Origin of the sequence: Streptomyces sp. NPDC021080 (assembly GCF_044333225.1) — a bacterium.
Taxonomy (GTDB): Bacteria; Actinomycetota; Actinomycetes; order Streptomycetales; family Streptomycetaceae; genus Streptomyces.
In genome coordinates, this window is the sequence record NZ_JBIRQM010000006.1 from 353,944 (window position 1) to 374,810 (window position 20,867).

The following is a 20,867-nucleotide window of genomic DNA, read 5'->3' on the forward strand; positions in this document are numbered from 1 at the left end:
CGCTAGTGATCATAACTATCCGTACGCGCGCATCGATCGGCGCACGGCCGCACAAGGGGGCGCATGGCCAATATGGTCGAGGCATGACGGACGAGCCTCTCTCCTTCCCACGCCGGTACGCCCGCACTCAGCGGTTCACCTCCGGCGCGCCGCGCGCGTTCACCGTGTCCCCCGACGGTTCCCGCGTGGTGTTCCTGCGGTCCCCCTCCGGCACGGAGCGGGCGAACCAACTCTGCGTCCTCGACGTGCCGGAGGGACGTGAGCGGGTCGCCGCCGACCCCGCGGCCCTGCTCGGCGGCAGGGCCGAACACCTCTCCCCGGAGGAGCGGGCGCGCCGCGAACGCAGCCGCGAGGGCGGCGCGGGGATCGTCGGGTACGCCACCGACGCTACCGCCGAGTTGGCCTCTTTCGCCTTGTCAGGGCGGCTGTTCACGGCGGAACTGCGGGCCGGCACGGCACGCGAACTCCCGGTCCCCGGGCCCGTGATCGACCCGCGCCCCTCTCCGGACGGCACGCACGTGGCGTACGTCCACGGGGGCGCGCTGCGGGTCGTCGGGGCCGAGGGCGAGGGCGACCGGGCCCTCGCGGAGCCGGAGCCGGCCGAGGGCGCCGGCACGGTCTCCTACGGACTGGCCGAGTTCATCGCGGCCGAGGAGATGGGGCGTTCACGCGGCTTCTGGTGGTCGCCCGAAGGAGACCGGCTGCTCGTCGCACGGGTCGACGACACGCCGGTACAGCGCTGGTGGATCTCCGATCCGGCGCACCCGGAAGCCGATCCGCAGCGGGTCGCCTATCCGAGGGCGGGCGGCGCCAACGCCGAGGTGCGGCTCTTCGTGTTCGGGCTCGACGGGGTGCGCACGGAGGTGTCCTGGGACCGGGCGCGGTACCCGTATCTGGCACATGCGCACTGGTCAGACGCCGGTGCGCCGCTGCTTCTGGTGCAGGCGAGGGACCAGCGCAGCCAGCTGTTCCTGGCCGTGGACCCGGACACCGGGGCGACCCGGATGGTGCACGCGGATGAAGATCCAACTTGGCTTGATCTTTTCCCTGGAGTGCCGTGCTGGAGTCCGGGCGGACAGCTCGTGCGGATCGCCGACGAGGGCGGCGCGCGGGTGCTGGCGTTCGGCGAACGCCCGCTGACAGGAGCCCAGTTGCACGTGCGCGCGGTGCTCGACGTCTCGGCCGACGACGTCCTGGTCGCGGCCTCGGCGGGCGAGGACGCGAGTTCCCCCGAAACGGGTGAAGTGCATGTGTACCGGGTGAACGAACTCGGCCTGGAGCGCGTCTCGCAGGAGCCCGGCGTGCACTCGGCGGTGCGCGCCGGGGGCGTGACCGTGCTCGTGTCGTCGGTGCTCGACCGGCCGGGAGCCCAGGTACAGGTGCTGCGCGAGGGGAAGCGCCTGGCGAGCATCTCCTCGTACGCCGAAGATCCCGGTTTGTCCCCGCGCGTGACGCTCACACAGGGGGGCGCACAGAAAATCCCATGCGCCGTGCTGTTGCCCACCGACTATGACGGTGACGCCCCCCTGCCCGTCCTCCTCGACCCCTACGGCGGTCCGCACGGCCCCCGGGTGCTGGCCGCGCACAACGCTCACCTCACCTCGCAGTGGTTCGCCGACCAGGGCTTCGCGGTGGTCGTCGCCGACGGCCGCGGCACCCCGGGGCGCTCCCCCGCCTGGGAGAAGGCGATCCGCGACGACCTGACCCTCTCCCTCGACGACCAGGTGGAGGCGCTGCACTCGCTCGCGGAGCGGTTCCCGCTCGACCTGTCCCGGGTCGCGATCCGCGGCTGGTCGTACGGCGGCTGGCTCGCGGGGCTCGCCGTGCTGCGCCGCCCCGACGTCTTCCACGCGGGGATCGCGGGCGCCCCGGTCGCGGACTGGCGGCTGTACGACACGCACTACACGGAGCGGTATCTCGGCGACCCGGCGGCGAACCGGGCGGTGTACGCGCGCAGTTCGCTGATCACCGACGAGGGGCTGTCCGCACCCGCGGACACGCACCGGCCGCTGATGATCGTGCACGGCCTCGCGGACGACAACGTGGTGGTGGCGCACGCCCTGCGGCTCTCCTCGGCCCTGCTGGCCGCCGGCCGCCCGCACGAGGTGCTGCCGCTGTCGGGGGTCACCCACATGACCCCGCAGGAGACGGTCGCCGAGAACCTGCTGCTGCTCCAGGTCGACTTCCTCCGGCGCGCCCTGAACCTGGACTGAGCGCCGACACTCCACCGAGCACCGCAACCGTCGATCGAGGAACCACGACGAGGCACCGGCCACCTCCGCGGGAGCGGCGCCGGTTCAGGCGCAAAAGTACGAGCCGGGGTGACATGGCGCACCCCGGCTCGTTCACGGCACCCGCACGGCCGTACGGTGTTCACCCTGCCGCGTCCGTATATCGGTACCGCTTCCGTCAAGTTGCCTGCATGTTAACGAAGTTCGTTCACATTTATGCCGCTATGCGGTCCCGTCGGTCGGCTCCTCCGGCGGCACGACCCGCTTCTCCTCCGCGAAGTGGCAGGCCGAGTCGTGGGCGGCCGGACTCTCGATGAGCCGGAACTCGGCCGGCACCGCGAGCAGCGGCACCTCCAGCGTGCAGCGTTCCTGTGCCTTCCAGCAGCGGGTGCGGAACCGGCAGCCGGACGGAATGTGCGCGGGCGAGGGCACGTCCCCGTGCAGGATGATCCGCTCCCGGTGCTCCCGGGCCTCCGGGTCCGGCACGGGCACCGCGGACAGCAGCGCCTGGGTGTAGGGGTGCGTCGGGTGGTCGTAGATCTCGGTGTCCTTGCCGGTCTCCACGATCCGTCCGAGGTACATCACCCCGACCCGGTCGGAGATGTGCCGCACGATCGACAGGTCGTGCGCGATGAAGACGTAGCTGAGGTCGAACTCGGCCTGGAGCCGGTCCAGCAGGTTGATCACCTGCGCCTGCACCGACACGTCGAGCGCGGAGACCGGCTCGTCGGCGACGATGATCTCGGGCCGCAGCGCGAGGCCCCGGGCGATGCCGATGCGCTGGCGCTGGCCGCCGGAGAACTGGTGCGGATAGCGGTTGATGTACTCCGGGTTGAGCCCGACCACGTCCAGCAGGTCCTGGACCCGGCGCCGCCGGTCGCCCTTCGGCGCGACCTCGGGGTGGATGTCGTAGGGCTCCCCGATGATGTCGCCGACGGTCATGCGCGGATTGAGCGAGGTGTACGGGTCCTGGAACACCATCTGGATGTTGCGGCGCACGGCTTTGAGCGCCTTGCCGGACAGTTGGGTGATGTCCTCGCCCTTGTACTTGATCGCGCCCTCGGTCGGCCGCTCCAGGTTGACCAGCATCTTGGCGACGGTCGACTTGCCGCAGCCGGACTCGCCGACGATGCCGAGGGTCTCGCCGTGCCCGAGGTGGAAGTCGACGCCGTCGACGGCCTTGACCGCCCCGATCTGCTTCTTGAACAGGATTCCCTGGGTGAGCGGGAAGTGCTTGACCAGTCCGCTGACCTCCAGCAGCGGCTCACTTGCGGCTTGAGTCATCGAGGCACTCCCTCCAGAAGAAGCAGGCGCTCCCGCGGTCCGCGTCGACCTCCGCGAGCGGCGGCACCTCGGTGCGGCAGATGTCCTGGGCCATCGGGCAGCGCGGGTTGAAGGCGCAGCCCGGCGGGATGTGCATCAGGTTGGGCGGCAGGCCCTTGATGGCGTAGAGCTCCTGGCCCTTCTGGTCGAGCCGGGGGATCGAGTCGAGGAGCCCCTTGGTGTAGGGGTGGGCGGGCGCCTTGTAGATGTCGTGGACCGGGGCGGTCTCGACGATCCGGCCCGCGTACATCACCGCGATCTTGTCGGCGACGTCCGCGACCACGCCGAGGTCGTGGGTGATGAGGATGAGCCCCATGTGGAGCTCGCGCTGGAGTTCGGCGAGCAGGTCCATGACCTGGGCCTGCACGGTGACGTCGAGCGCGGTGGTCGGTTCGTCGGCGATGATCAGGGCGGGCTCGAGGGCCAGCGCCATGGCGATCATGATGCGCTGGCGCATGCCGCCGGAGAACTGGTGCGGATAGTCCCGCACGCGCTCGGCGGCTCCCGGGATGCGCACGTGCTCCATCAGCTCGATCGCCTTGGCGCGGGCTTCCTTGCGCTTCATCCCGCGGTGCACGATGAACATCTCGCCGAGCTGGTCGCCGACGCTGATGACGGGGTTCAGGGACGACAGCGCGTCCTGGAAGATCATCGCCATCTCGGCGCCCCGCACCTTGCGCCGCTCCTCCTCCTTGAACTTCAGCAGGTCCTTGCCCTGGAAGAGGATCTCGCCGCCGGTGATCTTCCCGGGCGGGATGTCGAGAATGCCCATCACGGCCTGGGCGGTGACCGACTTGCCGGAGCCGGACTCGCCGAGGACGGCGAGCGTCTCCCCCTCGTCGACGCTGTAGTTGACCCCGTTGACGGCCTTGGCGACACCGTCCCGGGTCCTGAACTCCACGTGCAGGTCGCGCACTTCGAGCAGCACGGCTCTCACCTCAGCTTCGGGTCGAGGGCGTCGCGCACCGCGTCGCCGAGCATGATGAACGCGAGCACGGTGATCGCGAGCGCGCCGGCCGGCCACAGCAGCATGTGCGGGGCCTGGCGGATGTACGCGGAGGCCGAGGAGATGTCGATGCCCCAGCTGACCGTCGGGGGCTTGAGGCCGACGCCCAGGTACGACAGCGTCGCCTCCAGCGAGATGTAGGTGCCGAGCGCGATGGTCGCGACGACGATGACCGGCGCGACCGCGTTCGGGGTGATGTGCCGCAGCATCATCCGCGAGTTGGAGGCGCCCAGCGCGCGGGCCGCGTGGACGTAGTCGTTCTCCTTGGTGGTGATGACGGAGCCGCGCGCGATCCGGGAGACCTGGGGCCAGCCGAGCAGCACCATGAACCCGACGACCGGCCAGATCGTGTTGCTGGTCACCACGGAGAGGAGGACCAGACCGCCGAGCACGACGGGGATCGCGAAGAAGATGTCGGTGATCCGGGACAGGACCGAGTCGCCCACCCCGCCGTAGAAGCCGGCCAGTCCGCCGAGGAACGAGCCGAGGAGCGCGACCCCGATCGTGGCGAGGACACCGACGCTGATCGAGACGCGGGTTCCGTACACGGTCCGGGTGTAGACGTCGCAGCCCTGCCCGTCGTAGCCGAAGGGGTGTCCGGGCTGCGAGCCCTGCTGGGCCTTGGAGAGGTCGCACTTGAGCGGGCTCTGGGAAGTGATCAGGGAGGGCCAGATCGAGATCACGACCAGGAAGAGGATGACGACTCCGGAGATGATGAAGACCGGGTTGCGGCGCAGGTCCCGCCAGGCGTCGGACCACAGGGAGCGCGGCTTCTCCTTCGGCCCCGTCCCCTCCGGTCCTCCCGGCGTCCTCTCCAGCGTCTCCGCCTCGCTCGACCCGAGGTCCATCGTGCCTCCGAAGCCGGTCGGGGCGATGGCGAGGTCCTCCGGCGGCGGGCCCTCGGGACCGTGGTGGAATTCCTCTTCCTCGTACGGCGGCTGCTCAGGCATAGCGGATCCTCGGGTCGAGTACGGCGTACAGAAGGTCGACGAGCAGATTGGCGACCACGAAGATGAGGACGAGGATGGTCACGAAGCCGACGACCGTCTGGGTGTTCTGGTGCACGATCCCCTGGTAGAGCTGGTAACCGACGCCGTGGATGTTGAAGATCCGCTCCGTGACGATCGCGCCGCCCATCAGCGCGCCGATGTCGGTGCCGATGAAGGTGACGACGGGGATCAGTGAGTTGCGCAGCAGGTGCCGGGTGGTCACCCGGCGCCGCGGCAGGCCCTTGGCGACGGCCGTACGGACGTAGTCGGACCGTTTGTTCTCCGCGATGGAGGTGCGGGTCAGCCGGGTCACGTACGCGAGGGACACCGAGGCCAGCACCAGGCCCGGCACGATCAGCTCGCCGAAGGTGGCCTCCGGCGAGACCGACGGCTTGATCCAGCCCCACTGGATGCCGAGCAGCAGCTGGGCCAGCAGACCGGTGACGAAGGTCGGCACGGAGATGACCACGAGGGTGAGCAGCAGGACCCCGGTGTCGACGGGCCGGCCGCGGCGCAGACCGGTGATGACGCCGAGTGTGATGCCGATGACGATCTCGAAGAAGATCGCGACGATCGTCAGCCGGATGGTGACCGGGAACGCGGAGGCCATCAGCTCGGTGACCGGCTGCCCGGTGAACGCGGTGCCGAAGTCACCGGTGAAGATGTGGCCGATGTAGGTCAGGTACTGCTGCCACAGGGGCTTGTCGAGACCGAACTCCGCGCGCAGCTGGGCGGCCGTGGCGGGGTCGCACTGCCGTTCGCCGCACAGGCCCGCGATGGGGTCGCCCATCACGTTCACCATCACGAAGATGAGAATGGTGGCGCCGAAGAAGACCGGGATCATCTGCAGCAGACGCCGGACGACGTACCGTCCCATGAGTGCTCCGGGGATAGAGGGGCGGACCGGTGTGAGCGGCCCGCCCCGGGCGGCTCAGTTGACGGTGATCTCGTTGTAGACGGGCACGCTGAACTGGTTCAGGGCCACGTTCGAGACCTTGTCCGAGTAGCCGGCGCTGCCGTTCTGGTACCAGAGCGGGATGGCGGCCATGTTGTCGCGTACGACCCCTTCGGCCTGCTGGAAGAGCTGGATGGCCTTGGTGGTGTCGGTCTCCGCGTTCGCCTGGTTGACGAGGCTGTCGAACTGCTTGTTGGACCACTGGCCGTCGTTGGAGGAGGCGTTCGTGTAGTAGAGGGGCTGGAGGAAGTTCTGGATCAGCGGGTAGTCCATCTGCCAGCCGGCCCGGAACGGACCGGGCATCTTGTGCTGCCCGATCTGGTTGCGGAAGTCGGCGAAGGTTCCGACCGGGTTGCCGACGCAGGCCTTCTCGTTGCCGAGGGCGTTGTTGATCGAGTTGCAGACGGCATCGACCCATTCCTTGTGCGAGCCGGTGTCCGCGTTGTACGAGATCTTGACCTGGCCGCCGGGCAGACCGCCGCCCTCCTGGACCATCTTCTTGGCCTCGGACGGGTTGTAGTCGCAGTACTTGCCGCACAGGCCCTTCTGGAACCCGCCCTTCTCGCCGAGCACCGGTGAGGTCCAGTCGCTCGCGGGCGTCCGCGTCTTCTGGAAGATGGTGTCGGTGATCTGCTGGCGGTTGATCGCCATGGACAGGCCCTGGCGGACCTTGGTGGCGCCGCTGGTGTTCCACTTCGGGTCGTAGAACGGGAACGCGAGCGTCTGGATGATGCCGGCCGGGGTGTTGATGTACCGGCCGTTCAGGTCGGACTTGGCGTTCTTGAGCTGGGCCGCGGGCACGTCGTCGACGAGGTCGAGGTTGCCGGCCAGCAGGTCGTTGTAGGCGGTGTTGTTGTCCGTGTAGACCTTGAGGGTCACACCGGCGTTCTTCGCCTTGTCGTCACCGGGGTAGCCGTCCCACTTCTTCAGGGCCATCTGCGAGCCCTTGCTGTAGGAGTCGATGGTGTACGGACCGTTGCCGACCGGCTTCGCGATCCAGGCGGCGTGGTCGCTGAAGAACGACTTGGGCAGCGGCGCGAAGGCCACGTAGCCGAGGGTGTCCGGGAACGTCGAGAACTTCTGGGTGAGCGCGACCGTGAAGGTGTCCGTGCCGGTCACCTTGAGCCCGGACATGGTGTCGGCGGTCTGCGTTCCCGTTTCGGGGTGCACCTTGTCGTAGCCCTGGATGTACCCGAAGAAGTACGCGTTCTTCTGGTTGTTCTTCAGGCTGGCGCCGTAGTTCCACGCGTCGACGAAGGACTGGGCGGTGACGGCCTCGCCGTTGCTGAACTTCCAGCCGCTCTTGACCGTGATCGTGAAGTTCTGGGAGTCCGAGGTGTCGATCTTCTGGGCGAGCATGTCCTCGGCCGCGCCGGTCTGGGCGTTGTACCGCTTCAGCCCGCGGAAGATCATGTCGAGGACCTTGCCGCCCTGCACCTCGTTGGTGTTGGACGGCTCCAGCGGGTTCTGCGGGTCGCCCCAGGAGGCGCTGACCGTGCCGGAGCCGCTACTGCTGCTGCCGCCCCCTCCGCCCCCGCAGGCGGACGCCGCCAGGGCTACCGCCGCCGCACATGCGGCCCATTTGGCGTGCGTGGCTCCACGCATGGAGTGCCTCCTCGAGAGTGCGCTGTGCCGCCGGCGCCGGGGTCGGACGCGCGGCTCCGGTGCGGTGTGCCTTTAGGGCCCAATATCTGTCCATAGAGGGCATATCGCACATTGGCTCCACCCTTCCGGGTGGCGATCCATCCGGAAGGGGGCGCTCCGGACACTTCGTCAGGGGATCTTGACCTTCGGAGAAGGCGATCTTGACCTTCGGCGCAACAGGTCTCCGCTCTTTGATGCGGAACTGTTGATTCCAGTGCACCAGATGTACGCATTCCGAGACTCCGGCGTCCGGATAACGAACTCATTGCCCGTTTCGCACCGTTAGTCCGAATCCGGACACGGAACGGCCACAGTGCACTACACGCGTAGTTACGCTTGGGTCATCGTCGAGTAAAGAAAGTAAAGAGAAGACCAAGGCGACCGAGATTTTATTGACCTTGCATGAATTGCGTTGAAAAAGTCCGGCGTAGCCCGTAGGGAGCGCCCTGCGGAGCCCTTGACCCTCGGGCCTGGAGCATCATGACCCCCCCTACTCCATCCGCGGCCGCCCCACTTGAGGTGACCGACGAGACCGGCAAGAACCCGGCTCCGTCTTCCACCTCCAAGGGCTCGGAGAGTCGCTCCCCGGGACGACTCGCCTGGAAGCGGTTCCGGCGCGACCGCACCGGTGTCGCCTCCGCATACATCGTGATCTTCTTCTTCGTGATCGCGATCTGCGCGCCACTGATAGCGAAGCTGTACGGGAAGAACCCGTACACGACCTACGCCAGCCAGCGTCCGGAACTCCTCGACGCCTTCGCATACCCGTCCGGCCCCAACGGCGGGATGAGCTCGGAGTTCTGGTTCGGCATCGAGCCCCAGCTGGGCAGGGACGTCTTCACCTTCCTGCTCTACGGCATCCGGACCTCCCTGGGCATCGCGGTGGCCGCGACCCTGCTGACCACCCTCATCGGTGTGGTCGTCGGCATCACGGCCGGCTACCTGGGAGGCAGGACCGACTACCTCGTCGGCCGCATCATCGACATCCTGCTGTCGTTCCCCTCGACGCTCTTCTTCATCGCCTTCATGCCGGTGGTGTACGGGCTGTTCGTCGCCCCTGACGAGAACATCCCCACGTCCCTGCGGGCCGTCTCCCTGATCCTCGTCCTCTCGGGCTTCGGCTGGGCCTCCATCGCCCGCCTGCTCCGCGGCCAGGTCCTCGGACTGCGCGAACGGGAGTACATCGAGGCGGCCAAGGTCACCGGTGCGTCCTCCCGCCGCATCGTGTTCAAGGAACTTCTCCCCAACCTGTGGACTCCGATCATCATCCAGTCCACGCTGATGCTCCCGGCGTACGTGACCGCGGAAGCCGGTCTGGCCTTCCTCGGCGTCGGCATCATCGACCCCACTCCGGACTGGGGCGTCATGATCCAGCGCGGCGCCCAGTTCTACACCGAGGACCTCACCTTCATGCTCTTCCCGGGCCTGTCCATGGTGATCTTCGTCCTCGCCTTCAACCTGCTCGGCGATTCGGTGCGCGACGCGCTCGACCCGAAGTCCAAGCGGTAGCCACCCGTTTCACCCCGGCCGATTCAGTGTCCTGCGGCCGGATCATCCGTCCCGATCGTCCCTTATGAGGCAGGATCATCCATGTCTTTCTCCCGTAGAAACTTCCTGATCGCCACCGGCGTGGTCGCGGCCTCGTCGTCCGTACTGACCGCCTGTGGTGGCAGCGGCAGCGACAACAAGTCGAGCCGCAAGGTTCCCTCGGTCAGCGGCTCCAAGACCCAGGAGATCCCGGTCGGCACCAAGGCCGACTCCACCGGCCCGGCGCCGGAGGTCAAGGGAGCGGTCAAGGGCGGGACGATCTACTCCCTCGACCAGTTCGACATGGACCACCTGGACCCGGCCCAGATCTACGTCTCCACCGAGGGCGCCATCACCGCCCCGATCCTGCGTGGTCTGACCGGCTACAAGATCGACGACAAGGGCGGCGCCACGCTCGTCGGCGACGCGGCCACCGACGCCGGCACCATGAAGGACGGCGGCAAGACCTGGACCTTCACCCTGAAGGACGGCCTGAAGTGGGAGGACGGCTCGGAGATCTCCTCCGACGACCTCCGCCACACCTTCGAGCGCCTCTTCGCCTCCTTCATCACCGAGGGTCCCCGCTACGTCCAGCAGTTCCTGGTCGGCGGCGACAAGTACAAGGGCCCCTACAGCGGCAAGAAGCTCGACTCCATCGAGGTCGACGGCAAGACCATCACGTTCCACCTCAACGAGGCGCGCACCGACTTCAACTTCACGCTCGCCATGCGCGGCTACTCCCTGGTGAACAAGAAGAAGGACACCAAGGAGAAGTACGACAAGCAGCCCTTCTCCTGCGGCCCGTACAAGATCGGCAGCCGCAGCGTCGGCAAGTCGCTCACCTACGTGCGCAACGAGCACTGGGACCCGGCGACGGACTCGATCCGCAACAACTACCCGGACCAGTACGTCTTCCAGTTCGGCTTCGAGCTGCTGGCCTCCACCGACCGCTACATCGCGGACTCGGGCAAGGACCAGTACGCGATGTCGATCTTCAACGAGGTCGCTCCCGAGCGCATCGCCCAGGTGCTCACCAACGCCAAGCTGAAGCAGCGCGTCCTCACCGAGGTCGACACGGTCACGTACTACTGGCCGATCAACACGACCCGCATCACGGACGTCAAGGTCCGTCAGGCCATCAACTGGGCCTGGCCGCACCAGCAGCTCCAGACGATCCGCGGTGGCGCCTCCACCAGCGAGCTGGCCACCACGATCCTCTCGCCCGTGACCCCGGGCTACGCGAAGTTCGACCTGTACGGCGTGACCACGAAGCCCGGTGGCGACCCGGTCAAGGCCAAGGCGCTCCTGAAGGAAGCCGGCAAGGTCGGCCAGAAGCTGGTCATCGCGTACCAGGCGTCCGACACCGCGGTGAAGTCCGCCGTCGCCATCAAGAACGCCCTGGAGGCCGCCGGCTTCCAGGTCGTCAACAAGCAGGTCGACAAGTCGACCTTCTACACCCAGATCGGCAAGATCGACAACGACTTCGACCTCTTCGCCGCGGGCTGGAGCCCGGACTGGCCGAACGGCTACTCCGTCTTCTACCCCTGCTGGAGCGGCAAGAACATCGGCGACGGCCGCAGCAACTACGCCCAGCTGAACGACGCGAGCGTCAACAAGGCCATCGACGCCGCCGCCAAGATCACGGACGTCGAAGCCGCGAACAAGGCCTGGGGCGAGGTCGACCGCCAGATCATGGAGCTCGCCGCGGTGGTCCCGGACTACCACTCCATCCGTAACTGGATGCACGGCTCCAAGGTCGGCAACGTCGTGTACGACAGCGGCAACACCTGCGTCGCGCTCTGCAAGCTCTACGCGATGAAGTAAGCCGTACGACCCGAGGGGGCGGCCGTTCACCGGCCGCCCCCACCGGCCCTCCCCCCTCCACGCCCCCCGGCGACGGCGCCCCGTCCGGAAAGTCACGCCCCCATGTCCCGCTTCCTCGTCCGCCGAGTCTTCGGCGCACTGGTCATCCTGCTGATCATCAGCGCCATCACCTTCGGTCTCTTCTACGCCATCCCGCGTGACCCGGCGATGATGTCGTGCGGCAAGAACTGCACGCCCGACGTGCTCGCGCAGATCCGGCACAACCTGGGCATCGACCACCCGGTCCCGGTGCAGTACTGGTACTGGCTCAAGGGCGTCTTCGTCGGGCGTGACTACGCCGGCTTCGGGAACTGCCCGGCCCCCTGCCTCGGCTACTCCTTCGCCAACAACGAGCCCGTCCTCGGCACGATCATGGACCGCCTGCCGACGACCCTCTCGCTCGCTCTCGGAGCGGCCGTCGTCTTCCTGATCTTCGGTGTCGGCGCCGGCATGCTGGCCGCCGTCAAGCAGGGCAAGTTCCTGGACAAGTTCGCCAGCTCGGCCTCGCTGTTCGGCTCCTCGCTCCAGATCTACTTCGTCGGCTACGTCGCGATGTTCTTCCTGGTCTCGAAGCTGGGACTGTTCGCGCAGCCGTCGTGGACACCGCTGACCGACGACCCGGTGGCCTGGTTCTCCGGACTGCTGCTGCCCTGGCTGACGCTGGCGATCATCTTCACCGCCAACTACACGCGCATGGCCCGCTCACAGCTCGTCGAACAGCTCAGCGAGGACTACGTCCGCACGGCCCGGGCCAAGGGCCTGTCCCGCGCGAACGTCTTCTTCCGGTTCGCCTGGCGCGGTGCGATGGGCCCCATCGTCACGGTCTTCGGCATCGACCTGGGCACGCTGATCGGTGGCGCCATCATCACCGAGTCGGTCTTCAGCCTCCAGGGCATCGGCCGGCTCGCGGTGGACTCCGTGAACAAGAGCGACCTGCCCATGCTGCTCGGCGTCACCGTCCTGTCCGCCGGCGCGATCGTGATCTTCAACATCATCGTCGACGCCGTCTACGCCCTCATCGACCCGCGGATCCGGCTCGCCTGACCCGGCGTCCCCGCCGACCCGCAAGCTACCCCCTCGCATCACCCCCCAGGAGCGTCCCCGTGACGAGCACCGATCAGCAGCCCTTCCTGTCCGTCAGGGATCTGAAGGTCCACTTCTCCACCGAGGACGGCGTCGTCAAGGCCGTCGACGGTCTCACCTTCGACCTGGCCAAGGGCAAGACGCTCGGCATCGTGGGCGAGTCGGGCTCGGGCAAGTCCGTCACGAACCTGACGATCCTCGGTCTGCACGACCGTGACCGCACCGCCATCGACGGCGAGATCCTGCTCGACGGCAAGGAGCTGCTGACCGCCTCCGAGCGGGAGCTGGAGCGGCTGCGCGGCAACAAGATGTCGATGATCTTCCAGGACGCGCTGGCCTCGCTGTCGCCGTACCACACCATCGGCCGGCAGATCGGCGAGACGTACCGCAAGCACACCGGTGCCTCCAAGAAGGAGGCCCGGGAGCGGTCGATCGAGATGCTGCGGCGCGTGGGCATCCCGCAGCCGGACGTCCGCGTGGACGACTACCCGCACCAGTTCTCCGGCGGTATGCGCCAGCGCGCGATGATCGCGATGGCGCTGGTCTGCGACCCCGAGCTGCTGATCGCGGACGAGCCGACCACCGCGCTCGACGTCACCGTGCAGGCCCAGATCATGGACCTGCTCAAGGACCTCCAGCAGGAGTTCGGCACCGCGATCATCTTCATCACCCACGACCTCGGTGTCATCGCCGACATCGCGGACGACGTGCTGGTGATGTACGGCGGCCGGTGCGTGGAGCGGGGCACCAAGAAGGAGGTGCTGCGCGCGCCGCAGCACCCCTACACCTGGGGCCTGCTGGGCTCGATGCCGAGCCTGGACGGACCGGTCGACGTGCCGCTGTCGCCGATCCCCGGCTCGCCGCCCTCGCTCCTCAACCCGCCGTCCGGCTGCCGCTTCCACCCGCGGTGCACCTTCGCGGAGAAGGTCACCGGCGGCCTCTGCTCCACCGAGCAGCCGCCGCTCCAGGTCACCGACGGGCGCGGTGCCGCCTGCCACCTCACGGCGGACCAGCGCCGCGACTTCTTCGCCGACTACGCCGCGACGCGGTCGCACTGACGTAACTGAGACGGGACTTCACGATCATGAGCAACACGAACCCCCTCCTGGACGTCACCGGACTGACCAAGCACTTCCCGGTGATGGGCGGCTTCCCCTTCAAGCGGAAGATCGGCGCGGTCCAGGCCGTGGACGGTCTCGACTTCCAGGTCGCCGAGGGCGAGAGCCTCGGTCTGGTCGGCGAGTCCGGCTGCGGCAAGTCGACGACGGGCCGGCTGGTCACGCGTCTGCTGGAGCCCACCGGCGGCAGCATCAAGTACCGCGGCCAGGACATCACGCACGCCGACCGCAAGCAGCTGGCGCCGGTCCGCTCCGAGATCCAGATGATCTTCCAGGACCCGTACGCCTCGCTGAACCCGCGGCAGACGGTCGGCAAGATCATCTCGGGTCCGATGGAGATCAACGGGATCAACCCGCCCGGCGGTCACGAGAAGCGCGTCCGTGAGCTGCTGGAGACGGTCGGCCTCAACCCCGAGCACTACAACCGCTTCCCGCACGAGTTCTCCGGCGGTCAGCGCCAGCGCATCGGGGTGGCCCGCGCGCTGGCCCTGGAGCCGAAGCTGATCGTCGCGGACGAGCCGGTCTCGGCGCTCGACGTCTCCATCCAGGCGCAGGTCGTGAACCTGCTCCAGGACCTCCAGCGGGACCTGGGCATCGCGTTCCTGTTCATCGCCCACGACCTCGCGATCGTGCGGCACTTCTCGCAGCGCGTCGCGGTGATGTACCTCGGCAAGATCGTCGAGATCGCCAACCGCGAGGACCTGTACGACAACCCGCGCCACCCGTACACGCGCGCGCTGATGTCCGCCGTTCCCGAGGCGACCGCGGACGAGGTCCCGGCGCGCGAGCGCATCCTGCTCAAGGGTGACGTGCCCTCGCCGCTCAACCCGCCGTCGGGCTGCCGCTTCCGCACCCGCTGCTGGAAGGCGACGGAGAAGTGCGCGACCGACGCTCCGCCGCTGGTCCAGATCTCGGGCAGCAACGACGGTCACCTGACCGCCTGCCACTACCCGGAGACCACGGAGACCGTTCCGGCCCAGCGTCTCGCCAAGGACCCCGAGGCGGCGGTCTGACACACCCCTTTTCGTCAGCCGCCCCCTTCCGGAACCGACTTTCCCGGCCCATTGACCCGAGCCCATGAACGCCGGTTTCAGGGGAACGAAGGCCCGCACCCTCTGGGTGCGGGCCTTCGTCGTGGGCGTGGCACGGAACGTCGATCTCGTTACCCTGAGAACATGGACTACGCCAAGATGCGTGCGATCGCCGAGGAGCTGACGGAGTACGCCGAGCGGCTCGAGGGATCCTGGAGCGTGGAGATCGGTCCCTCCGGACCGCTTCTCGCGATGATGAGCCCCTCGAAACGCCATGAGGGTGCGATTCACCGCGTCAGCAGCCAGCTCAACGCTCAGCTCCCGGCGACCGATCCGGGATACGTGTGCGCCACGGGCCCGGAGATCGAGCACCCGGCCATCGGCCGCATGCGGCGCCCGGACGCCCTGGTGATGCCGGAGGCGGCGTTCGACGAAGAGGGCCTGGCAGTCGACGCCACTCAGGTATTGGCGGTCGTCGAGGTGGTCTCACCGTCCAACCCGGCCAACGACTACGCCGAGAAGCTCACCGAGTACCCAACCATGGGCATCCCTCACTACATGATCGTCGATCCCCGCACCGGCACCATCGAGGTGCACTCCGAACCCTGCAAGAACCGCTACCAGGACAAGGCTTCGTACATCTTCGGCGACGCCGTCCCGTTCGGCCCGTGGACCGTCAGGACCGACGCCTTCCGCCGGTACGGGAAGGCGGGAGACGTGCCCCGGAGCTGACGGACGAGCGACCGCACCGGATCTCGCCCCTTAGCCGCCCATCTCCGACGGCCCGCGTTCCACGCAGAATTCGTTGCCCTCGGGGTCCGCGAGGAGAACCCAGCCACTGCCGTCGGGGCGGATGTGGTCCGCGACGCGGCGGGCGCCGAGGGACAGGGCGCGCTCGACCTCCTCGTCGCGGGTGCGGCCGTGCGGGGTCAGGTCGAGGTGGACGCGGTTCTTGACCGTCTTGCCCTCGGGGACCTGCACGAACAGAAGCGTCGGGCCGCCGGCCGGGTCCTCGATCACCGCCTCCGGGTCACCGGGCTTGTCGTCGTCGTCGAGCGGCCTGCCGAGCAACCGGCTCCAGAACAGCCCGACATCGTACGGATCGCCGGTGCAGTCGAAGGTGATCGTACGGATGGTGGGGTATGACGCCTGTGCTTCCGGCATGGTCTAGTCTCCCGTCCGGCCGTCGGCCAGTTCGCGCAGGATGTCGATGTGGCCGTTGTGCCGGGCCGTCTCCTCCACGAGGTGGAGGACGATCCAGCGGAGGTCGACGTGCGTGCCGTCGCGGCCCGGCCGCTCGGCCTTGGCGTCGAGGTCGTGCGCGGCCACCAACTCGCGGTAGCGGGCGCTCTGTTCCTCGTACTCCTCGAGCAGCTGCGGCAGCGGGAAGTCCACGGCGATGCGCATCTCGCGGTCGGGGTCCTCGTCCGTCCAGGGCCCCTCGTCCTCCTCGCCGAGGAAGACCACCTGGAACCAGTAGTACTCGACCCAGCGGAGATGGTTGATCAACCCGCTCAGCGTCATCAGCGGGGATCCGGGCAGCGGAGCCTTGCGGGCGTCCTCCGCCGACACGTCCTCGCACTTGGCGCGGGCGGTGGCACGGACGTAGTCGAGGAAGGTGGCCAGCTGGGTGCGCTCGTCCCAGGCCGGAGGAGTGTCTGTTCGATTCTGTGAAGTCATCGGGGTGAAGCATCGCGGCCCGGCTCGTCCGGTGTCGAGCGATTAACGGCCGCCTGGTCGGACCGGGTTGAACAGCCGACGGGGTCCGTCGGCCGCCTGCTCGTCCCGGGCGGCCACGAGTTCGGCCTCGCCCCCCGTTCGACCTGCCCCTCTTTTCGGCCACTTGCTCACAGGATTCCTTCCCGATCAGTGGTTTCGGATGGCCCCGCGGGCTGAGAGACTGCTGCGATGGCTGACCGTTCGTTCAGTGACGTCTCGCTCGCCGCCTTGTACGACGCGCTGAATCCCTGGGGGCCGAGCGACGACTTCTACCTGGATCTGGTGATGTCCGCGCGGTCCGTGCTCGACGTCGGATGCGGGACGGGACGCCTGTTGGCGCGTGCCCGGGAGGCCGGTCACGCGGGGCGCCTGTGCGGGCTGGATCCCGCCGCGGCCATGCTGGTGCAGGCGCGCGGGCAGGCGGACGTCGAGTGGGTGCTCGGAGACCTCGGATCGGTGCGCTGGGAGCGGGAGTTCGACCTCGTCGTGATGACCGGGCACGCCTTTCAGGTGCTCGTCGGCGACGAGGAGGTGCGCTCCGCGCTGGCCGCCGTACGGCAGGCTCTCGGCGACGGCGGGCGGTTCGTCTTCGAGACCCGCAATCCCGCCGTCCGGGCGTGGGAGAGATGGCGGCCCGAGCGGGCCCGCGAGGTGAGCGACGTGCACGGGCACGCCGTACGGGTCCGGCACGAGGTCGAGACGCCGGTGCACGGGGACCGCGTGACGTTCAGCGAGACCTTCGAGCACGCGCGCTGGGGGCGGCCGAGGGTCAGCCGCAGCACGCTGCGGTTCCTGGGAGCGGACGCCTTGCGGGGGTTCCTCGGCGAGGCCGGACTCGTCGTGCACGAGCAGTTCGGGGACTGGGGACGCCAGCCGCTCTCCCCCACGGCACCCGAGATCATCACGGTCGCCGGCCGGGCCTGAGCGCCCGCGGCAAGGGCCTCCGGCCGCACCCCGCCCCGTCCTCCGGCCCGGTCCCGGACCGCGCCGCCCGGTCCCGCCCGGCCTGGAGCTCCGCCCCGCCTGGGCGGCGTGTTCACCACCACGGGAGAGGGGCCCGTGCGCGACGGCGACGGGCCCCTCTTCGTACGGCGTGTCGCCCTACTGTCCCTCGGACGCGTCCTCCAGGGCCACCAGTGCCGGGTCCAGCACGATGTCCTCGTCGCGTGCCTCGGTGGTCGGGTCCTCCGGGAAGTGGCAGGCCGTGAGGTGCCCGGCGCGGTTGCCGGCGATCTGGACCAGGGGCGGTTCCTCGGCCGCGCACTTGTCCTGCGCCTTCCAGCAGCGGGTGCGGAAGCGGCAGCCGGAGGGCGGGGAGATGGGGGACGGCACGTCGCCGGCGAGCCGGATGCGCTCCCGGGGAGCCTTGTCGGTCTCCTCCAGTTCGACCTCGGGGACCGCGGAGAGCAGGGCGTGGGTGTAGGGGTGCCGGGGCCGGGTGTAGATCGAGCCCCGGTCGCCGACCTCGATCACCTTGCCGAGGTACATGACCGCGACACGCTGCGAGAAGTGCCGTACCACGGCCAGGTCGTGGGCGATGAACAGGAACGCGATGCCCAGTTCCCGCTGCACCTCCTGGAGGAGGTTGACGACCTGCGCCTGGATGGAGACGTCCAGGGCGGAGACCGGCTCGTCCGCGACGATCAGCTTGGGCTCGGAGGCCAGCGCGCGGGCCACGCCGATGCGCTGGCGCTGGCCGCCGGAGAACTCGTGCGGGAACCGGTTGTAGTGCTCGGGGTTCAGACCGACGATCTCCAGCAGCTCGCGGACCCGCTTCTCGCGGCCGCCCTCCGGGTCGATCCCGTTGATCTCCATCGGCGCGGAGATGATCTTGCCGACCGTCTGGCGGGGATTCAGCGACGAGTACGGGTCCTGGAAGATCATCTGGATCTCGGAGCGGACCGGCGCCAGCTCCCTGCGGCTGGCGTGGCTGATGTCCTGGCCGCGGTACCTGATGGTGCCGCCCGTCGGCTCCAGCAGCCGGGTGATCAGGCGTCCGGTCGTCGACTTGCCGCAGCCCGACTCCCCCACCAGCCCGAAGCTCTCGCCCACGTGCACCGTCAGGTCGATGCCGTCCACGGCCTGCACCGCGCCGATGGTGCGCCGGATGGGGAAGCCGCCCTTCACCGGGAAGTGCTTGACGAGCTTGTCGACCACGAGCAGCGGCTCGGCGGAGCCGTCGCCGGCGCCGGCGCGCGGGGCGGGCAGCGTGGTGGCGCCCGCCGTGACGTCCTTCGCGACGTCTTCCTTCATGACGCGTTCTCCCTACCGCAGCCGGGGCTTGATCTGCTCGACGAAAATGGTCTGCTTCTGCTCGGCCGTGAGGTGGCACGCGCCTCCCCGGCCCGTCGGCAGCAGCGGGAGTTCGTCCACGCACCGCGCGCCCCCGACCTCGCCCTGGAAGGTGCAGCGGGGGTGGAACCGGCAGCCCGACGGCGGCCGCAGCAGGGAGGGCGGCGCGCCGGGGATCGGGGCCAGCGGGGTGCCGAGGTCCGAGTCCAGCCGCGGCATCGAGTTCAGCAGGCCCCAGGTGTAGGGGTGCTGGGGCGAGCGCAGCACCTCGTTCACCGTGCCGCGTTCCACCGCCCCGCCCGCGTACATCACCATGATGTCGTCGGCCATGTCCGCGATCACGCCCAGGTCGTGCGTGATGAAGATGATCGCCGAGCCGAACTCCTGCTGGAGGTTCTTCAGGAGGTCGAGGATCTGGGCCTGCACGGTGACGTCGAGCGCGGTGGTCGGCTCGTCGGCGATCAGCAGGTCGGGGTCGCAGACCAGCGCCATCGCGATCATCGCGCGCTGGCGCATACCGCCGGAGAACTGGTGCGGGTAGTCCTTCGCCCGCTGCTGGGGGTTGGGGATGCCGACCTTGCCGAGCATCTCCACCGCCCGGTCCCAGGCGTCCTTCTTCGACGCCCCGGTGTGCTTCCAGAACGGCTCGGCGATCTGCCGGCCCACGGTGTAGTACGGGGAGAGCGCGGTCAGCGGGTCCTGGAAGATCATCGCGGCCTTGTTGCCGCGCACCTTCTCCAGCTCCGACTCGCGGGCGGTGATCAGCTCCTGTCCGTCGAGCACGATCTCGCCCTCGACGGTCGTGAACATCGGGTTGTGCAGGCCGAGGATCGTCAGGTTGGTCACCGACTTGCCGGAGCCCGACTCCCCCACGATGCCGAGGGTCTTGCCCCGTTCGAGGTCGAAGGAGAGCCCGTCGACGGCCTTGACGACGCCGTCCTCGGTCTTGAACCGGACGTACAGGTCACGCACCGAGAGGAAGGGCCCCCGGTCCGCCGGGGCGGCGGCGCCCGATTCCTTGGTCGAAGTGGTCACGGATTGCTCCTAGGACAGCCGCACGCGCGGGTCGATGAAGGCGTAGCAGGCATCCACGATGATGTTGAACAGCAGGATCATGGCGGCGGAGAAGAGCATCACGCCCAGCAGCAGCGGAAGGTCGCTGAAGAACACCGATTCGACGGCGAGCTTGCCGAGGCCGGGCAGTCCGAAGGTGTACTCGGTGATGATCGCCCCGCCCAGCAGCGAGCCGAGGTCGATGCCGAAGATGGTGACGATGGGGATCAGGGATCCGCGCCAGGCGTAGCGGAAGAAGACGTACTTGCGGGACATGCCCTTGGCCCGCGCGGTGCGGACGTGCTCCTCCTGGAGCTGCTCGATCATCGACGAGCGCGCCATACGGGTGTACTGCGAGGCGAAGATCGTGGACAGGATCACCCAGGGGATGATCAGCCCGCTGAACCAGCTGGCCGGGTTCGCGGTGAAGTCGTTGTAGGCGGGCTTGTCGAAGAGGTGGCTCTGGTAGACGAGAGCCGCGAGCGCCAGCGGGCCGAGGAAGTAGATCTGCATCGAGCTGAGCACCATCGCGCCGGCCGTCACGGTCTTGTCCACGAGCGTGCCGCGCTTCCACGCGGAGAGCATGCCCGTGCCGAGGCCCACGACCAGGAAACAGACCGCGGCACCCAGCGTCAGCGAGACCGTCGTGGGCAGGCGGTCCATCAGCGTGCCCCAGACCTGCTCGTTGGTGTGGTACGAGTACCCGAAACAGGGTGCGGGGCACGGACCCTGGTCGAAGCCGTTGCTGCCCAGCACGAGGTTGTGCAGGAAGATCCAGTACTGCTCGGGGATCGACTTGTCGAGGCCGAGCACGTGATGGATGTTCGCGAGGTTGGCAGGCGTGCAGGTCTTGCCGCACATCAGCAGGCCCGGGTCCCTCGGCATCCCGAAGAACAGCAGGAACGCGACGATACTCAGCAGGAAGAGAATGACGGCGGCGCCGAGTGTCCGGCGAATGAGGAAGCGCAGCATGGCAGGGGCAGCTCTCAGACGTCAGCGGGGCCCGGCGGGGCCCGGCGCGTCCCCCTCGCCG

At 68.4% G+C, this 20,867-nt stretch carries 18 protein-coding genes; 8 read left to right on the plus strand and 10 right to left on the minus strand.

What is annotated here, in order from left to right; translation table 11 throughout:
• The first annotated feature begins 83 nt into the window (after positions 1–83).
• Positions 84–2,213 carry a prolyl oligopeptidase family serine peptidase gene (locus ACH4S8_RS17400; protein WP_398394680.1) on the plus strand — a complete coding sequence of 710 codons (2,130 nt, stop codon included), beginning with the start codon at positions 84–86 and terminating at the stop codon, positions 2,211–2,213.
• A gap of 240 nt (positions 2,214–2,453) precedes the next feature.
• Here ACH4S8_RS17400 and ACH4S8_RS17405 read toward each other — a convergent pair whose 3' ends face one another.
• The 5 genes from ACH4S8_RS17405 to ACH4S8_RS17425 are packed head-to-tail and all read right to left on the minus strand — an operon-like array spanning position 2,454 to position 8,109.
• The gene (locus ACH4S8_RS17405) at positions 2,454–3,515 is read right to left on the minus strand and encodes an ABC transporter ATP-binding protein (RefSeq protein WP_398394682.1); all 1,062 of its coding nucleotides are present in this window, start codon (positions 3,513–3,515) and stop codon (positions 2,454–2,456) included.
• Positions 3,496–4,482, minus strand: a complete 987-nt coding sequence (locus ACH4S8_RS17410) for an ABC transporter ATP-binding protein (RefSeq protein ID WP_398394684.1) — start codon at positions 4,480–4,482, stop codon at positions 3,496–3,498. Before ACH4S8_RS17410 ends, ACH4S8_RS17405 begins: the two co-directional genes overlap by 20 nt.
• A 5-nt stretch (positions 4,483–4,487) precedes the next feature.
• The gene (locus ACH4S8_RS17415) at positions 4,488–5,510 is read right to left on the minus strand and encodes an ABC transporter permease (RefSeq protein WP_398394686.1); all 1,023 of its coding nucleotides are present in this window, start codon (positions 5,508–5,510) and stop codon (positions 4,488–4,490) included.
• Positions 5,503–6,426: an ABC transporter permease gene (locus tag ACH4S8_RS17420; RefSeq protein ID WP_398394688.1), complete on the minus strand. Its 924-nt coding sequence runs from the start codon at positions 6,424–6,426 to the stop codon at positions 5,503–5,505. Before ACH4S8_RS17420 ends, ACH4S8_RS17415 begins: the two co-directional genes overlap by 8 nt.
• Positions 6,427–6,480: 54 nt before the next feature.
• Positions 6,481–8,109, minus strand: coding sequence for an ABC transporter substrate-binding protein (locus ACH4S8_RS17425; RefSeq protein WP_398394690.1), 1,629 nt, complete (start codon positions 8,107–8,109; stop codon positions 6,481–6,483).
• 519 nt (positions 8,110–8,628) lie between these two features.
• Here ACH4S8_RS17425 and ACH4S8_RS17430 point away from each other — a divergent pair.
• The 6 genes from ACH4S8_RS17430 to ACH4S8_RS17455 all read left to right on the plus strand — a co-directional run bounded on the left by ACH4S8_RS17430 (position 8,629) and on the right by ACH4S8_RS17455 (position 15,502).
• Positions 8,629–9,657: an ABC transporter permease gene (locus ACH4S8_RS17430; protein ID WP_398394692.1), complete on the plus strand. Its 1,029-nt coding sequence runs from the start codon at positions 8,629–8,631 to the stop codon at positions 9,655–9,657.
• Positions 9,658–9,738: 81 nt separating this feature from the next.
• Positions 9,739–11,499 (plus strand): ABC transporter substrate-binding protein, encoded by a 1,761-nt coding sequence (locus tag ACH4S8_RS17435; protein ID WP_398394694.1) that lies wholly within the window; start codon positions 9,739–9,741, stop codon positions 11,497–11,499.
• A gap of 102 nt (positions 11,500–11,601) precedes the next feature.
• Complete coding sequence (locus ACH4S8_RS17440) at positions 11,602–12,582, plus strand: ABC transporter permease (protein ID WP_398394696.1); 981 nt, start codon at positions 11,602–11,604, stop codon at positions 12,580–12,582.
• Positions 12,583–12,641: 59 nt separating this feature from the next.
• The gene (locus ACH4S8_RS17445; protein ID WP_398394698.1) at positions 12,642–13,679 is read left to right on the plus strand and encodes an ABC transporter ATP-binding protein; all 1,038 of its coding nucleotides are present in this window, start codon (positions 12,642–12,644) and stop codon (positions 13,677–13,679) included.
• Between the two features lie 26 nt (positions 13,680–13,705).
• Complete coding sequence (locus tag ACH4S8_RS17450) at positions 13,706–14,752, plus strand: ABC transporter ATP-binding protein (RefSeq protein ID WP_398394700.1); 1,047 nt, start codon at positions 13,706–13,708, stop codon at positions 14,750–14,752.
• Between the two features lie 162 nt (positions 14,753–14,914).
• Positions 14,915–15,502 (plus strand): Uma2 family endonuclease, encoded by a 588-nt coding sequence (locus ACH4S8_RS17455; protein WP_398394702.1) that lies wholly within the window; start codon positions 14,915–14,917, stop codon positions 15,500–15,502.
• Positions 15,503–15,532: 30 nt separating this feature from the next.
• On the opposite strand, the gene ACH4S8_RS17460 is transcribed toward ACH4S8_RS17455, so the two are convergent.
• Both ACH4S8_RS17460 and ACH4S8_RS17465 read right to left on the minus strand, forming a co-directional pair.
• On the minus strand, positions 15,533–15,934 hold the full coding sequence (locus tag ACH4S8_RS17460) for a VOC family protein (protein ID WP_398394704.1): 402 nt from the start codon (positions 15,932–15,934) through the stop codon (positions 15,533–15,535).
• A gap of 3 nt (positions 15,935–15,937) precedes the next feature.
• Positions 15,938–16,450, minus strand: a complete 513-nt coding sequence (locus ACH4S8_RS17465; protein ID WP_398394706.1) for a DinB family protein — start codon at positions 16,448–16,450, stop codon at positions 15,938–15,940.
• 228 nt (positions 16,451–16,678) lie between these two features.
• On the opposite strand from ACH4S8_RS17465, the gene ACH4S8_RS17470 reads away from it, so the two are divergent.
• Positions 16,679–17,413: a class I SAM-dependent methyltransferase gene (locus tag ACH4S8_RS17470; protein ID WP_398394708.1), complete on the plus strand. Its 735-nt coding sequence runs from the start codon at positions 16,679–16,681 to the stop codon at positions 17,411–17,413.
• Positions 17,414–17,590: 177 nt separating this feature from the next.
• On the opposite strand, the gene ACH4S8_RS17475 is transcribed toward ACH4S8_RS17470, so the two are convergent.
• Genes ACH4S8_RS17475 through ACH4S8_RS17485 form a run of 3 tightly spaced genes read right to left on the minus strand, consistent with a single transcriptional unit; the run spans position 17,591 to position 20,806 of the window.
• Positions 17,591–18,742 carry an ABC transporter ATP-binding protein gene (locus ACH4S8_RS17475; protein WP_398394710.1) on the minus strand — a complete coding sequence of 384 codons (1,152 nt, stop codon included), beginning with the start codon at positions 18,740–18,742 and terminating at the stop codon, positions 17,591–17,593.
• A 12-nt stretch (positions 18,743–18,754) separates the two neighbouring features.
• Complete coding sequence (locus tag ACH4S8_RS17480) at positions 18,755–19,816, minus strand: ABC transporter ATP-binding protein (protein WP_398394712.1); 1,062 nt, start codon at positions 19,814–19,816, stop codon at positions 18,755–18,757.
• A 9-nt stretch (positions 19,817–19,825) separates the two neighbouring features.
• Entirely contained in the window at positions 19,826–20,806 is a 981-nt protein-coding gene (locus ACH4S8_RS17485; RefSeq protein ID WP_398394714.1) for an ABC transporter permease, read from the minus strand.
• Between the last annotated feature and the right edge of the window lie 61 nt (positions 20,807–20,867).